We start from the raw sequence: 13,752 nt of genomic DNA, 5'->3' as shown, positions 1-13,752 counted from the left end.
GTCCTGGGCGTTGACCACTTCCGGACGGCGGGCAGGATTGTCTTTGCCGGGCCACGGGCAGCGGAGGGTGTGACCGACGCCCAGGAGGCCGCGCCCAGGCTGCTGGCGCTGCGCGCGCTCAACCTCGGTGACCTGCTGGTCACCGTGCCGGCGCTGCGCGGGCTGCGCCGCCGCTACCCGGACCACCGCCTGCTGCTGGCCGTCAACCCGGCGCTCCGGCCGCTGGCGCGGCTGACCGGGGCCGTGGACGAGGTCGTCCCGCACCGCAGCCTCCGCCCGCCCCCCGTCGTGGCCCCCGACGTGGCCGTGGACCTGCACGGCGTGCTGCCGGACAGCGTACGGGCCGTGTACGGCACCCGCCCCCGCCGCCTGGTGGCCTTCGCCTGTCCGGAGGCCGGGCACCCGGACGGGCCCGCGGTGCGGGACGTGGAGCACGAGGTGGCCAAGTGGTGCCGGCTGGTCCGCTCCGACGGCGGCGACCCGGACGAGGCCGACCTGCTGCTCGCGCCGCCGCCCGCGCCGAGCCCCCGGCCCGGGGCGGCGGTCGTGCATCCCGGCGCGGCCTACGGCAGCAAGCGGTGGCCGCCGGAGCGGTTCGCCGCCGTCGCGGCGGCCCTCGCCGTGGCCGGCCACGACGTCGTCGTCACCGGCACGGCCGCCGAACGGGAGCGCGCGGCGCGGGTGACCGCCCTGGCCGGGCTGCCGGCGCGGGCGAACCTGGCCGGGCGGACCGGCCTCGACACGCTGGCGGCGCTGGTGCGCGGGGCGGCGCTGGTGGTGTGCGGGGACACGGGGATGGCGCATCTCGCCAGCGCGTACGAACGGCCGTCGGTCGTGCTGTTCGGCCCGGCCTCGCCGCGCATCTGGGGCCCGCCGCGCAAGCCGGTCCACGCCGCCCTGTGGCACGGCGACGGCGAACGCGAGGTGCAGACGGACGTGCCGGACCCAGCGCTGCTGCGCATCACCGTCGAGGAGGTGCTCGCCGCCACCGCGAGGGTGCTCGCCGCGTAGTTTGCCCAGGTGGGAGCCGGGCACGACGGTCGTCATGACGGGGCTGGTCGACGGGGTGCGGACGATCGCGGTGCTGCGCGCCAACGCGCTCGGCGACCTCGTCGTGGCGCTGCCCGCCATCGGGGCGATCAAGGACGCCTACCCGGACGCCCGGCTGGTCCTGCTGGGCAACGCCTGGCACGCGGCCTTCCTCGCCGGGCGGCCCGGCCCGGTGGACGAGGTGGTCGCCATGCCGCCGATCACCGGGCTCACCACCCGGCCGGAGGCCCGCCCGGCCCCCGAGGAGCTGGTCGAACGGCTGCGCGAGCGGCGCTTCGACCTGGCCGTGCAACTGCACGGCGGCGGGCGGCACTCCAACCCGTTCCTGCGGCGGCTCGGCGCCCGCGTCACCGCCGGCTTCCGCACGCCGGACGCGGAGCCGCTGGACCGCTGGCTGCCGTACCACTACTACCAGCACGAGACCCTGCGCTACCTGGAGGCGGCCGCGCTGGTCGGGGCCCGCGCGCGGGAGTTCGAGCCGCACGTGGCGGTCACCGGCGCCGACCGGGCCGAGCTGCGCGCCGTGCTCGGCGAGCCGCCGCCCGGCCTGGTCGCCCTGCATCCGGGCGCGACCGACCCGCGGCGGCGCTGGCCGGCCCGCTCCTTCGCCGCGGTCGGCGACCGGCTCGGCCGTCCCGTCGTGGTGACCGGCACGCCCGAGGAGGCGGACCTGGTGGCGGAGGTCTGCGCCGCCATGCGCCGTCCCGCGACGCCGCTGGTGGGCGCGCTGAGCATCGGCGGCCTCGCCGCCCTGTACGAGCGCTGCGACCTGGTCATCGGCAACGACACCGGCCCGCGCCACCTGGCCGCCGCCGTGGGCGCCGCCACGATCGGGCTGTACTGGTGCGGCAACCTGGTCAACGCGGGCCCGCTCACCCGGGCCAGGCACCGGCCGCTGGTCTCCTGGATCATCACCTGTCCCCGCTGCGGCGCGAGCGGCGTGGACCTGCGGGCGGAACGGTGCCCGCACGACGCCTCCTGGGTGGCCGCGATCACCGTGGACGAGGTGACCGAACAGGCCGAGGACCTCCTCCACCAGAGCTGATCCGGACGGAGAGGCCGCCGGCTCGTCCCGATCCAGGCAGGTCGCCGGCCCGTCCCGGTCCGGGCGGGCCGGCGGTCCTCGCTTACGCGGCGGCGGGCCCGAGGAGCACCGGCAGCTCGCGGACGTCGTTGCCGATGAACGACGGCTGCCGCGCCGGCGAGCCCACCGGCCACGCCGGCGCCAGGCGCGGGAACCGCGCGAACAGCGCGGGCAGCGCGACAGCCGCCTCCAGCCTGGCCAGCGGCGCCCCGAGGCAGAAGTGCATGCCGTGCCCGAAGGCCAGGTGCTGCCGGTCGTGCCGGTCGATGTCGTAGCGGCCGGGATCGGGGTTGACCGCCGGGTCACGGCCGTGCGCGCCGAACCCGATGATGATCAGCTCCCCCTTGCCGATGGTCACGCCCTCCCCCAGGTCGAGGTCGGCGGTGGCGTAGCGGAGCGGCAGGTGCATGATCGGCGGATGCAGGCGCAGGCTCTCCTCGATCACGTCGGCCCAGCGCCCGGGGTCCTCGCGCGCGGCCGCGAGCTGGTCCGGATGGGTGAGCATGGCGGCGACCGCGTGGTCGATGAGGGAGACGGTCGTCTCGCTGCCCGCCCCGATCATCAGGATCAGCGTGCTGACCAGCTCGTCCATGCTGAGCCGGTCCTCGTCGCGCCGCTGGGTGGTCAGCAGCAGGCTGGTCATGTCGTCGCCGGGCCGGGCGGACTTGGTGGCGACCAGCCGGTGGATCGCGGCGTACATGCCCCGCTGCACCTCGGCCGCCTCGTCGGGGCCGAGGCTGGTGTCGAGCACCGCGTCGATGGTCGCGAGCATCGCGGGCCGCTGGTCGTCCGGCACGCCGAACAGGTCGCAGATGACCCGGGTGGGGACCCGGTAGGAGAAACGGGACCGCAGGTCGAGCGGCCGGTCGGCGGGTAAGCCGGCGAGCTCGTCGAGCAGCGAGGTCACGATCGCCTCGATCGCGGGCCGCATCGCGTCGATGCGGCGGGCGGTGAAGGCCCGGCCGACGAGGTCCTTCAGCCGCTGGTGGTCGTCGCCGTCGGCGGTGAACATGCTGACCACGTCGACCCAGGCGGTCAGCCAGGCGATCGCGAAGGGCCGGTAGCCCGGCCACGACCTGCGGGCGTCCTTCGAGACGTCGGGATGGGTGAGGAGCCGTCTGACCACGTCGCCCCTGGTCACCGACCAGGCGACGAGGTCTCCGGGGAGCAGGACCCGCACGGCCGGGCCGGCGGCGCGCAACTGGTCGGCCTGTTCATACAGGCGGAGGCCGGTGGTGTCGAGGGGGATCGGTGCCATGGTCACGGAGACCTCCAGCGTTCGGCAGGGACGAGGGGGTGGGGGTGTCTGCCGTATGGGGGCGGAAACGGATTCCGAGGCTCGCGGGGCACTGGTGGAACGGGCCGTGCCGGTTGGGTGTGTACGGGTCGATGAGGTCGAGGTCCCACAGGTGGCCGAGGAGCGCCTCGACGCCCGTCTGGGCGATGATCGCGGCGTGGCTCTCGGCCGGGCACCGGTGCGGCCCCGCCGACCAGGCCAGGTGGGAGCGGTTGCCGTAGCCGGGCCGCGGCGCGGCGGGGTCGGTGCCGGTGGCGGCGTGGCTGATGAGGATCGGCACGCCGGCCGGGATCGGCACGCCGTGCAGCGAGGTGTCGTGGCGGGCGTAGTGGACCGAGAAGTTGGCCATCGGCGAACGGGTCCACAACACCTGCTCCATGGCCCGCCGGACGGTCACCGCGCCGCCCGACAGGTCGCCCGCGTAGGAGTCGTCGGTGAGCAGCAGCCGCAGCGTGGAGGCGATCCACGCGGCGGTCGGGATGGTGCCCGCGCCGATGAGGACGACGAGCTGGTGCAGGATCTCCTCGTGGCCGAGCCGCGCCGGGTGGGCCAGCATCCAGGAGGTGCAGTCGTCGTCCGGCCGTTCGCTCTTGAGCTGGATGATCTCGGCCAGGACGGCGGCGAGGTCGGCCGCGGCCTGCTCGGCCTGCGGTCCCGCGCCGATCATGCCCTGGCAGCCGGTGACCATGCGCTCGACCATCTGCGCGGGACAGCCCAGCAGGTCGGCGAAGACCAGCAGCGGCAGCAGGTCGGCGTACTGGCTCATCAGGTCGGCGTGGCCGTCGCGGGCGAACTCCGCGATCAGCCGCCCGGCGTGGCCGCGGGTGCGGTCGTGCAGGCGGTGCAGGTTGATCCGGGCCAGGCAGTCGTCCATGGCGTGCCGCAGCCGGGCGTGCCGCTCCCCGTCGGCGTACAGCAGGCTGGGACGGAAGGCCATCAGGGCCAGCACCGGGCTGTCGCGCGGCACCAGCCCGCGGGCCAGGTCGCCCCACATGCGGCTGTCCTTGCTGTAGGTCTCGGCCTCGTTGAGCAGGTCGCGGGCGGCGCGGCGGCTGACGACGACGAGCGCGCGCACCTGCGGGGCGATCTCCGCCCAGGCCACCGGGCCCTCGGCACGCAGCTTGTCGTAGGCGTCCTCGGGGCGGGTGGCGAACTCCTCGCCGTACAGGCGGACGCCGGCGGCTGCGGGGATGGTCATCGGGCGGGCTCCAGACGGGACTGCGTGATGATGGCGGTGACGAGGGCGATCAGCCCCTGTTTGGCCGAGCCCAGCTCGCGCGCGTCGAGGCTGACCAGCGCGCGGTCGGCGGGCAGGGCCAGCGCCTCGCGCAGCTCGGCCTCGCGGTGCAGGGGCGCGCCGGCGAAGTGGTTGATCGCGACGGTGTACGGGAGCCCGGCCTGCTCCAGCAGGTCGATCGCCGGGAAGCTCTGGTCGAGGCGGCGGGTGTCGGCCAGGACGAGCCCGCCCAGCGCGCCCTCCATGAGGCAGCGGGCCATGCCGCTGAAGCGCCGCTGGCCGGGCGCGCCGAACAGGTAGAGCACGATGTCGGGGGTGAGCGTGAGCCGGCCGAAGTCCATGGCGACCGTCGTGGTGCTCTTGCCGCGCAGGTCGTCGAGGTCGTCCACGAGCTGGCCGGCCTGGGTCAGCCGCTCCTCGGTGTGCATCGGCCGGATCTCCGACACGGTGCCGATGAACGTGGTCTTGCCCACCGCGAACGGCCCCAGCACCACGATCTTGACGGGGCGGGCGGCCGCGGGGACGTAGCGGTCAGAGTTTGTGTAGGGCATCGAGCACCTGCTGCAGGAAGTCGAGGTCGTGCCGCCCGGCGGCGGGCGTGTAGGGAGCCCGGGCGCTCAGGTGGCCGCTGTGGACCAGCCCGGCGACGATCATCTTGACCACCGCGCCGGGCAACCGCAGGTGGTGGGCGACCTCCGCGACCGACAGCACGCCGGGCCGGCACAGCGTCATCGCCCGCTGGGCGTGCGCGCCGAGACCTTCCGGCGACCGGTGCGGGTCGGCGATGAGGAGGGTGGCCTCGTCCAGGGCGGAGCGGGACGCGGCGGCGCCGCCGCCGGTGACGGTGTGCGAACGCACCATCCCGGCCCGCCTCGGCCGCCCGTACGACGGCGGCCCGGTCACGACGGCTTGCCCCGCTCCCGGGCGCCGAGCACCGGCTGCAGGCCCCTGATCGTCTTCATGATGGCCTGGATGGCCACGGCGACCGGCCCGGTCGTGGACCCGCCGCGGACCGCCGCGGCCAGCCCGGTGCGCTCACCGGCGGCGAACAGCAGCACGGTGACGTCCGACAGGTCGCTGATCATGTGCCGCCAGGGGGCGGCGAGCTCCTGCTCGGCGGGCATGCCGCAGAAGCCGGCGAGCTGGCGCTGCAGCGACTGCAGGCCCGCCATCATCGCGGCCGTGCGCTCGGCCTCCTCCCTGCTGAGGCCGTGCGAGCGGGCCAGCAGCAGGCCGTCGGTCGTGAACAGCATAGCGTTGATGAGGCCGTCGTTGTCGGTGACCAGGCGGTTGAGGTGCCCGGTCATGTCGATGGTGTCGGCGGTGGGCTGGGTGGTCATGGCTGGTGCTGTCCTCGGTCGGGGTCGCGGACGGGGTCGCGGTCTGTGTCACGGTCGGCGTACGCGGCGCGGAGCGCTTCGAAGATGGACTCCATGCCGCCGTCCAGGTCGTCGGCCGGCACGGCGTCCCCCATCGGTCCGGGCGGGGCGGTGGGCCTGCTCTCCGGCACCCGTACCCGCCGCTTCGGCAGCCCGGACGTCGTGGTCGCGGGCGCCTCGGCACCGTCCGTCTCGTCCTCGAACTCCTCCGGCGGAGGGGCGGTGACGGGCGCCGGGTCAGGAGGGATCAGGTCGTCGGGGACGGTGGCCCAGTCGGGATGGGCGGGGCCGGGAGCGGCGGGGTCGGTCGAGGGCGGGATGTGGATGATCATGTGCGTCGGCACGAGGCACACCGCCTTGACCCCGCCGCTGCTGGACGGCGCGCCGACGTCGACGCGGAAGCCGTAGTCGTGGGCCAGGCGGCCGGCGACGGCGAACCCGAGCCGCCGCTCGTCCTTGAGCGCGGCGGCGTCCATGGGCGTGTCACTGGACAGCAGGTGCTCGGCCTCGGCCCGCTGGAAGTCGTTCATGCCGAGCCCGCGGTCCTCCACGACGACGCGGTAGCCCGCCTGCACGGCCTGGACGTAGACGTCGACCCGGTCGTCGGAGTAGCTGGTGGCGTTGTCCAGCAGCTCGGCCAGCGCGACGATGATGGGCTCGGCGACCCGCCCCTCGACCACGACCTCCCCCGCGTCGGGCTGGTAGGTGTAGTCGACCCGCAGGTAGGGCCCGATGCGGCCCCTGGCGCTCTCGACGATCTCCCTGAACGTGCAGTCCTCCCGCTGGACGCCCGGCCAGGAGCCGGCCAGGATGCGCAGCCGCTGGAGGCTGTGCAGCGCCTGGGTGGCCAGGTGGTCGATCTCGATCAGGCCCTGGTGGTAGCGGGGCGTGCCGGCGTGGTCGTCCAGCTCCTCGTCGATCTTGATCTGCAGCCGGGTGAGGGCCGCCTGCGCGGTGTCGGCGACGCCGCGCACGCCTGAGCGCGCGGCCGCCGCGACGTCGTCGCGGATGGCCGCGGCCCGTTCCCTGAACAGGCTCTCGGCCTCCCGGCAGTGGACGGCGACGGCGGTCTCGGTCAGGCACTCGTTCAGGAGCCCCGGGATTTCCACGGCGGGATGCCCGGCCTCGACGTCGGCCACCGCGCGCAACCGTTCGACGAGGCGGCCGTATTCGCTCACGGCGGCGTCGTACCATTTTTTATTGATCTCGGCCTGTTGTGCGGCGCTCTCGGCATTCTTGCGCGCCGTCTCGGCCTTCTGCTCGGCGGCGCGGGTCTCGCGCCGGGCGACGTCACGGGCGCGAAGAGCAGCGCGTTTGGCCCTGGCCTGCCACAGGAGGGCGCCCGTCAGCGCGAGTACGACGGCCACGAGCACACCGCCGAGCAACGCGCCGACCAGGAGATCCGGTGTAATCATGACGATCCTTGGTCGGTCGGGACTGCCTTGACTTCACTTTTACCAGTTCTCCACCGTGACTCCACGGGAAATCGTCAGCGAATTCCACACGAGGAAATTCGAAGTTATTACGAGAATTATTCATAAACGCGGGCCGCCGTCGCTCACGATCTGGTGTGAACCTGCGGGCCCCTTCGGCCGTCGAACCCTGCATGACACCACACACGACGGCTCGCGCCGCGCTGGCGACGGCGCTGGCCGCTGGACTTCTGCTGGCCGCCGCCCCCACCGCACAGGCCGCGACGGCTCCCGGCACGTTCGGCCCTCACGGGTACGGCGGCGTCCGGCTCGGCATGAGCGCCAAGGCCGCCAAGGCCACGGGCAAGATCAGGTACAAGAAGACCTTCGACTCCGACACCTGCACCGGATGGGAGCTGAAGGCGCACCCGGCCGGCAAGGACGCGGTCGGGCTCTACATCTCGAAGAAGCGCGGCGTCGCCATGATCTTCGCGCCGAAGGGCGCCCGCACCCCGGCGGGCATCGGCCTGGGCTCCACCCTCACCAGCCTCAAGAAGGCCTACCCCGGGCTGAAGACCGCCGCCAGCGGCTACCCGTACATCAAGGTCCCCGGCAACCCGAAGGCGTACTACGCGTTCCTGGTCAACTCCAACAAGCGCGTCTACGAGATCGCGCTGGCCCTGAACACCCAGGACTGCGCCAACTAGGTCAGCCTCCGGCGGGCGGGGCGGTGCTGGCGCGCAGGATGAGGGTGGTGGCGAGCTCGATGCGGGTCCCTGCGGGGCCGCGCGGGTGGGTCAGCTCCTCGCTGATGAGCCGTACGGCCTCGTTCGCCATCTCGTCGAGCGGCTGGCGCACGGTGGTGAGCGGCGGCGACATGGTCGCGCAGAGCGGCGAGTCGTCGAAGCCCACCACCGACAGCTCGGCGGGCACCCGGACGCCGCGCTCGGCCGCGGCCTGGTAGACGCCCGCGGCCTGCAGGTCGGAGCCGGCGAAGACGGCGGTGGGCGGGTCGTCGCGGTCGAGCAGCTCGGCCCCGTGCCGCTTGCCGCCGGAGACGAGGAAGTCGCCGTAGCGGGTCAGCCCGGGGTCGGGCTCGATGCCGAAGGTGCGGTGGGCGGCGAGGTAGCCCTCGTAGCGGTCGAGCGTGCACTGCACGTCGAGCGGCCCGCCGATGAAGCCGATGCGGGTGTGGCCGAGCTCCAGCAGGTGGGTGGTGGCGAGGACGCCGCCGTTCCAGTTGGTGGCGCCGACGGCGGAAAGGCTCGGGTCGCGCTGCCCGACCGGGTCGAGCAGGACCAGCGGGACGTGCAGCAGCTCCTCGATGGCCCGGATCTCCTCGGCGCCCGCACGGGAGAGCACGAGCACGATGCCGTCGGTGCCGCGCTTGCGCATGATGCCGATCCAGCGCCGCAGGTCGAAGTCGGGCCGCGCGGAGGACGTCACGACCAGCGAGAAACCCCAGCGGGCGGCGGCCCGCTCGGCGCCGTCGACGACGACGTGCGCCCACGGCGAGCCGAGCCCGTCGATGAGCAGGTCGACGATGCCGGCCCGGGGGGTGGAGGGCGGGCGCGGCGCCTCGTAGCCGAAGGCGCGCACCGCCTCCAGGACCTTGTCCCGGGTGGCGGCGGAGACGTGTTTCTTGCCGCTCAGGACCTTGGACACCGTGGGCACCGACACTCCGGCTGCCGCCGCGACGTCCGCGAGCGTGGCTCGGCGCACCGAAATCTCGCACCTCCACAACTTTCCGGAAAGTATCAGAAATCCAGCCATCCCCGATGAGCTGCGGTTACCGCCCGCATGCCGCTCTTTCTGGAGAGATGTTGACATTACTACGTGCCGGAGCTTACCGTAACGCTTCGGCAATGTCACGGTAATATTTCGGAAAGTGCACCAGAAACTTTCTGACCGACTTCTGTCAGCGCTTTGGGAAGACTTCGAGGGGTCATGCCTGCACGTGTGGAGCAGCCGGCGTCGGAGCTGGAGGAACGCCGCGCGCGGCGGGTCCGTGAGTTGATGGCGGAGATGACGCTGGACGAGAAGCTCGCCCAGCTCGTGGGCGTGTGGCTGAACGTCAACCGCGACGAGGGCGTGGTCGCGCCGCTGCAGGACTCGATGCAGGGCGAGGAGGTGGAGTTCGAGGCGTTCGCCGGCGACGGCCTGGGCCAGGTCACCCGCCACTACGGCACCCGCCCGGTCGAGCCGGCCTGGGCGAGCGGCGTGCTGGCCGCCCGCCAGCGGTGGCTGCGCCGCGAGACCCGCCTCGGCATCCCCGCGCTGGCCCACGAGGAGTGCCTGACCGGCCTCGCCGCCTGGCGGGCCACGGTCTACCCGGTGCCGCCGGCGTGGGGGGCGTCGTTCGATCCCGCGCTGGTCGAGCGCATGGCGGCGCGGATCGGGGCGGACATGCGGCTGCTCGGCGTCCATCAGGGGCTGGCGCCGGTGCTCGACGTCATCCGCGACCAGCGGTGGGGGCGGGTCGAGGAGTGCGTCTCCGAGGACCCGTACGAGGTCGCCACCATCGGCGCGGCCTACGTGCGCGGCCTGCAGTCCGCGGGCGTGATCGCCACGCTCAAGCACTTCGTCGGCTACTCCAACTCCCGGGCGGGCCGCAACCTCGCGCCGGTGCACGCCGGCGCCCGCGAGGTGGCCGACACGCTGCTGTTCCCGTTCGAGGTGGCGGTGCGCGACGCCGGCGCGGGCTCGGTCATGAACTCCTACGCCGAGATCGACGGCGTCCCGGTGGCCGCCGACGCCCACTACCTGACGAAGGTCCTGCGCGAGGAGTGGGGCTTCGACGGCACCGTCGTGGCCGACTACTTCTCCGTCGCCTTCCTGCACACGCTGCACGCCGTGGCCGAGGACGTCGAGGACGCGGCCGTGCAGGCGCTCACCGCGGGCATCGACGTCGAGCTGCCCACCGGCGTGGCCTACCTGGAGCCGCTGCGGAACGCCGTCGTCTCCGGCCGCGTCGGGGAGGACCTGGTGGACCGGGCGCTGCTGCGGGTGCTGCGGCAGAAGGCGCGGCTCGGGCTGCTCGACGACGAGCCCGCGCTGGACGAGCCCGCGGAGACCGTGGACCTCGACGGCCCGGAGTCGCGCGAGGTGGCGCGGCTGCTGGCCGAGGAGTCGGTCGTGCTGCTGACCAACGACGGGGTGCTGCCGCTCGGCCCCTGCGAGGGACGCCGCCTGGCCGTGGTCGGGCCGAACGCCGACGAGGTGGCCGCGCTGTTCGGCTGCTACTCCTTCGTCCAGCACGTGCTGCCGCACTTCCCCGGCGTGGAGGCGGGGATCGCCGCGCCGACGCTGCTGGAGGCGCTGCGCGCGGAGCTGCCCGGCGCGGTGATCGAGACCGCGCGCGGCACCGGCGTGGACGACGGCGACCGCTCCGGCATCGCCGGGGCCGCCCGCCTCGCCGCCGGCTCCGACGTGGCGGTGGTGGTACTCGGCGACCGGTCGGGGCTGTTCGGCCGCGGCACGTCCGGCGAGGGCTGCGACGCGGAGAGCCTGGAGCTGCCCGGCGCGCAGCGGGAGCTGGCCGAGGCGGTCATCGCCACCGGCACGCCGACCGTGGTGGTGCTGATGACCGGCCGCGGGTACGCGGTGCCCGGCCTGCTCCGTGACGCCGCCGCCGTCGTGCAGGCGTTCTTCCCCGGCGAGGAGGGTGCGGGGGCGATCGCCCGGGTGCTGAGCGGCGCGGTCAACCCGTCGGGGCGGCTGCCGATGAGCCTGCCGCGGGCGAGCGCCGGCCAGCCCTACAGCTACCTGCACCCGAAGCTCGGCGGGGCCGGTTCCGTGAGCAACATCGACCCCGCGCCCGCGCTGCCCTTCGGCCACGGGCTGAGCTACACGACCTTCGCCTACGCGGACATGACCGCCGACGGCGAGGCCCCGGCCGGCGGCCCGATCCGCTGCTCGGTCACCGTGCGCAACGCCGGCGACCGGCGCGGCGCCGAGGTCGTCCAGCTCTACGCCGCCGACCGCGTCGCCTCGGTGACCCGGCCGGTCGCCCAGCTCGTCGGGTACGCCCGCGTCGAGCTCGACCCCGGCGAGCGGGCCCGGATCGGCTTCGAGGTGCCCGCCCGGCTGCTCGCCTTCACCGGCCGCGACGGGCGGCGCGTCGTGGAGCCCGGCGCGGTGGGGCTGTCCTTCCGTCGCTCGGTGCCGGACGTCATCGAGGAGCGGGACGTGACGCTGACGGGTCCCGTACACGAGATCACCGGCGAGGAGCCGCGCCTGACCGTCGTGACCGTCGAGCGGGAGGTCTGACATGAGCCGTATGGACGCTTTCCGCCGGCGGATGGGCGGCCTCGCCTACGGCGGCGACTACAACCCCGAGCAGTGGGACCGCGAGGTGTGGCGCGAGGACGTGCGCCTGATGCGCGAGGCGGGGGTGAACCTGGTCTCGCTGGGCGTGTTCGCGTGGGCGTCGCTGGAGCCGGAGCCCGGCACGTACGAGTTCGGCTGGCTGGACGAGGTCATGGACCTCCTCCACGACAACGGCATCGCCGTCAACCTGGCCACCCCGACGGCCGCGCCGCCCGTCTGGCTGACGCACCTGCACCCCGAGGTGTTCCCCATCAGGGAGGACGGCCAGCCGTTCGGGTTCGGCAACCGCCTGCACTACGACCCCTCCTCGCCGATCTACCGCCGCTACGCCGCCGCGATCACCACGAAGCTGGCCGAGCGCTACTCCTTCCACCCGGCGCTCGCGATGTGGCACATCAGCAACGAGTACGGCCCCACCGCCTACAACGAGGCCGCGGCGGAGAACTTCCGCCGCTGGCTGCGCCGCAGGTACGGCACCCTCGACCGGCTCAACGAGGCGTGGACCACCCGCTTCTGGGGCCAGGTCTACACCGACTGGGAGCAGATCGACGTCCCGCACATCCCGCGCACCTGGATGAACCCCACCCGCAGGCTCGACTTCAAGCGCTTCACCTCGGACGCGCTGCTGGAGTGCTTCGTCGCCGAACGCGACATCGTGCGCTCCTTCCGCGACGACATCCCGGTGCTGACCAACTTCATGCGTTTCTTCCGGCACGCCGACTACTGGAGGTGGGCGCCGGAGGAGGACGCGGCGGCGCTCGACATCTACCCCAACCCCGCCGACGCCGGCTCGCACGTCTCGGCGGCGTTCAACTTCGACCTGTTCCGCTCGCTCAAGGGCGGGCAGCCGTGGCTGCTGATGGAGCAGTCGAGCAGCGCCGTCAGCCAGTGGTCGCTCAACATCGTCAAGGAGCCCGGGCGGATGCGGCTCGGCTCGCTCCAGGCGCTCGGGCGGGCGTCGGACTCGGTGATGTTCTTCCAGTGGCGGGCGAGCCGGGGCGGGCAGGAGCGCTTCCACTCGGCGATGCTGCCGCACTCGGGCCCCGACTCGCGGACGTTCCGGGAGATCAAGGACCTGGGGCGGGAGATGAGGCTGCTGGCCCCGCTCGCCGGGACCACGTCGCGGGCGGAGATCGCGATCCTGTTCGACTGGGACGGCTGGTGGGGGCTGGAGGAGGTCTTCGGCCTGCCGCGCAGCGACTTCAGCTACACCGACACGGTGATGCGGCACTACACGCCGCTGTGGGAGCGGCACCACGCGGTGGACGTGGTGTCGGCCTCCTCGCCGCTGGACGGCTACAAGGTGCTGGTGGTGCCGAACGCGTACCTGATCGGCGACGAGGGCGTGCGGCGGATCACCGAGTTCGCGCGGGCCGGCGGCACGGTGCTCATGTCGTTCTTCTCGGGCGTCGTGGACGCCGACAACCGGGTGCGGCCGGACGGCTACCCGGGCGCGTTCCGTGAGCTGATCGGCGCGAAGATCGACGAGTACTGGCCGGCCAGGCCGGACGAGCAGTTCACGGTGGAGTTCAAGGGCGGGCCCACCACCACCTCCACCTGGTGGCGGGAGGACCTGCGGCTCGAAGGCGGCACGGCGCTCGCCACCTACGCCGACGGGCTGCTCGCCGGGCAGGCCGCCGTGGTCGAGAACCGCTACGGCGCCGGCCGGGTCGTCTACGTCGCGACCCTGCTGGAGCAGGCGGCCTTCGACGAGCTGGTGGCCGGCACGGTCGAGGCGGCGGGGGTGCGGGCGCGCTTCGCGGGCGTCCCCGCCCACGTGGAGTGCGCGGTGCGCGGCGACGAGGCCCACGAGTACGTGTTCCTGCTCAACCACAGCGGCGAGTCGGGCGCGTCCGTGCCTCTGGAGGCGGACGGGACGGACCTGCTCACCGGCCGGGCCGTGACCGGGCGGGTGGAGCTGGAGCCGCTCGGCGCGGCGGTCGTCAGGATCGCCCGCTGAGCGG

General features: G+C 73.6%; 12 protein-coding genes. 5 read left to right on the top strand and 7 right to left on the bottom strand.

What is annotated here, in order from left to right; genetic code table 11:
* Positions 1-69: 69 nt before the first annotated feature.
* On the top strand, positions 70-1,011 hold the full coding sequence (locus AC27IY_RS31530) for a glycosyltransferase family 9 protein (protein WP_487180111.1): 942 nt from the start codon (positions 70-72) through the stop codon (positions 1,009-1,011).
* A gap of 34 nt (positions 1,012-1,045) precedes the next feature.
* Positions 1,046-2,095: a glycosyltransferase family 9 protein gene (locus AC27IY_RS31525; protein WP_487180110.1), complete on the top strand. Its 1,050-nt coding sequence runs from the start codon at positions 1,046-1,048 to the stop codon at positions 2,093-2,095.
* Positions 2,096-2,177: 82 nt separating this feature from the next.
* On the opposite strand, the gene AC27IY_RS31520 is transcribed toward AC27IY_RS31525, so the two are convergent.
* The 6 genes from AC27IY_RS31520 to AC27IY_RS31495 are packed head-to-tail and all read right to left on the bottom strand — an operon-like array spanning position 2,178 to position 7,462.
* Positions 2,178-3,392 (bottom strand): cytochrome P450 family protein, encoded by a 1,215-nt coding sequence (locus AC27IY_RS31520; RefSeq protein ID WP_423472581.1) that lies wholly within the window; start codon positions 3,390-3,392, stop codon positions 2,178-2,180.
* Positions 3,349-4,629, bottom strand: a complete 1,281-nt coding sequence (locus tag AC27IY_RS31515; protein WP_487180109.1) for a cytochrome P450 family protein — start codon at positions 4,627-4,629, stop codon at positions 3,349-3,351. The genes AC27IY_RS31520 and AC27IY_RS31515 overlap by 44 nt, the downstream gene beginning before the upstream one ends.
* Positions 4,626-5,219 carry a GTP-binding protein gene (locus AC27IY_RS31510; protein WP_344215335.1) on the bottom strand — a complete coding sequence of 198 codons (594 nt, stop codon included), beginning with the start codon at positions 5,217-5,219 and terminating at the stop codon, positions 4,626-4,628. The genes AC27IY_RS31515 and AC27IY_RS31510 overlap by 4 nt, the downstream gene beginning before the upstream one ends.
* A complete protein-coding gene (locus tag AC27IY_RS31505) occupies positions 5,200-5,529 on the bottom strand; it encodes a DUF742 domain-containing protein (RefSeq protein WP_364452586.1) in 330 nt (109 codons plus the stop codon). The genes AC27IY_RS31510 and AC27IY_RS31505 overlap by 20 nt, the downstream gene beginning before the upstream one ends.
* A 38-nt stretch (positions 5,530-5,567) precedes the next feature.
* Positions 5,568-6,008, bottom strand: coding sequence for a roadblock/LC7 domain-containing protein (locus AC27IY_RS31500; RefSeq protein ID WP_344215339.1), 441 nt, complete (start codon positions 6,006-6,008; stop codon positions 5,568-5,570).
* Positions 6,005-7,462 (bottom strand): hypothetical protein, encoded by a 1,458-nt coding sequence (locus AC27IY_RS31495; RefSeq protein ID WP_487180108.1) that lies wholly within the window; start codon positions 7,460-7,462, stop codon positions 6,005-6,007. Before AC27IY_RS31495 ends, AC27IY_RS31500 begins: the two co-directional genes overlap by 4 nt.
* A 191-nt stretch (positions 7,463-7,653) precedes the next feature.
* Here AC27IY_RS31495 and AC27IY_RS31490 point away from each other — a divergent pair, with 191 nt between their 5' ends.
* Entirely contained in the window at positions 7,654-8,166 is a 513-nt protein-coding gene (locus tag AC27IY_RS31490; RefSeq protein ID WP_344215343.1) for a hypothetical protein, read from the top strand.
* A gap of 1 nt (position 8,167) precedes the next feature.
* Here AC27IY_RS31490 and AC27IY_RS31485 read toward each other — a convergent pair whose 3' ends face one another.
* Positions 8,168-9,181, bottom strand: a complete 1,014-nt coding sequence (locus tag AC27IY_RS31485) for a LacI family DNA-binding transcriptional regulator (protein WP_423448689.1) — start codon at positions 9,179-9,181, stop codon at positions 8,168-8,170.
* A gap of 225 nt (positions 9,182-9,406) precedes the next feature.
* On the opposite strand from AC27IY_RS31485, the gene AC27IY_RS31480 reads away from it, so the two are divergent.
* On the top strand, positions 9,407-11,728 hold the full coding sequence (locus AC27IY_RS31480; RefSeq protein WP_487180107.1) for a beta-xylosidase/alpha-l-arabinosidase: 2,322 nt from the start codon (positions 9,407-9,409) through the stop codon (positions 11,726-11,728).
* 1 nt (position 11,729) lies between these two features.
* On the top strand, positions 11,730-13,748 hold the full coding sequence (locus AC27IY_RS31475) for a beta-galactosidase (protein WP_487180106.1): 2,019 nt from the start codon (positions 11,730-11,732) through the stop codon (positions 13,746-13,748).
* The last annotated feature ends 4 nt before the right edge of the window (positions 13,749-13,752 follow it).

It is taken from the genome of Nonomuraea sp. B208, assembly GCF_057536035.1.
The sequence above is the reverse complement of the archived record's forward strand: the minus strand, read 5'-3'. Positions and strand labels throughout refer to the sequence as shown.

What these genes read in the sequence shown, in the direction of transcription:
- AC27IY_RS31515 (WP_487180109.1), bottom strand. Translation starts at nt 4,629, where the DNA reads ATGACCATCCCCGCAGCCGCCGGCGTCCGCCTGTACGGCGAGGAGTTC.
- AC27IY_RS31495 (WP_487180108.1), bottom strand. Translation starts at nt 7,462, where the DNA reads ATGATTACACCGGATCTCCTGGTCGGCGCGTTGCTCGGCGGTGTGCTC.
- AC27IY_RS31510 (WP_344215335.1), bottom strand. Translation starts at nt 5,219, where the DNA reads ATGCCCTACACAAACTCTGACCGCTACGTCCCCGCGGCCGCCCGCCCC.
- AC27IY_RS31520 (WP_423472581.1), bottom strand. Translation starts at nt 3,392, where the DNA reads ATGGCACCGATCCCCCTCGACACCACCGGCCTCCGCCTGTATGAACAG.
- AC27IY_RS31475 (WP_487180106.1), top strand. Translation starts at nt 11,730, where the DNA reads ATGAGCCGTATGGACGCTTTCCGCCGGCGGATGGGCGGCCTCGCCTAC.
- AC27IY_RS31500 (WP_344215339.1), bottom strand. Translation starts at nt 6,008, where the DNA reads ATGACCACCCAGCCCACCGCCGACACCATCGACATGACCGGGCACCTC.
- AC27IY_RS31525 (WP_487180110.1), top strand. Translation starts at nt 1,046, where the DNA reads ATGACGGGGCTGGTCGACGGGGTGCGGACGATCGCGGTGCTGCGCGCC.
- AC27IY_RS31490 (WP_344215343.1), top strand. Translation starts at nt 7,654, where the DNA reads ATGACACCACACACGACGGCTCGCGCCGCGCTGGCGACGGCGCTGGCC.
- AC27IY_RS31480 (WP_487180107.1), top strand. Translation starts at nt 9,407, where the DNA reads ATGCCTGCACGTGTGGAGCAGCCGGCGTCGGAGCTGGAGGAACGCCGC.
- AC27IY_RS31505 (WP_364452586.1), bottom strand. Translation starts at nt 5,529, where the DNA reads ATGGTGCGTTCGCACACCGTCACCGGCGGCGGCGCCGCCGCGTCCCGC.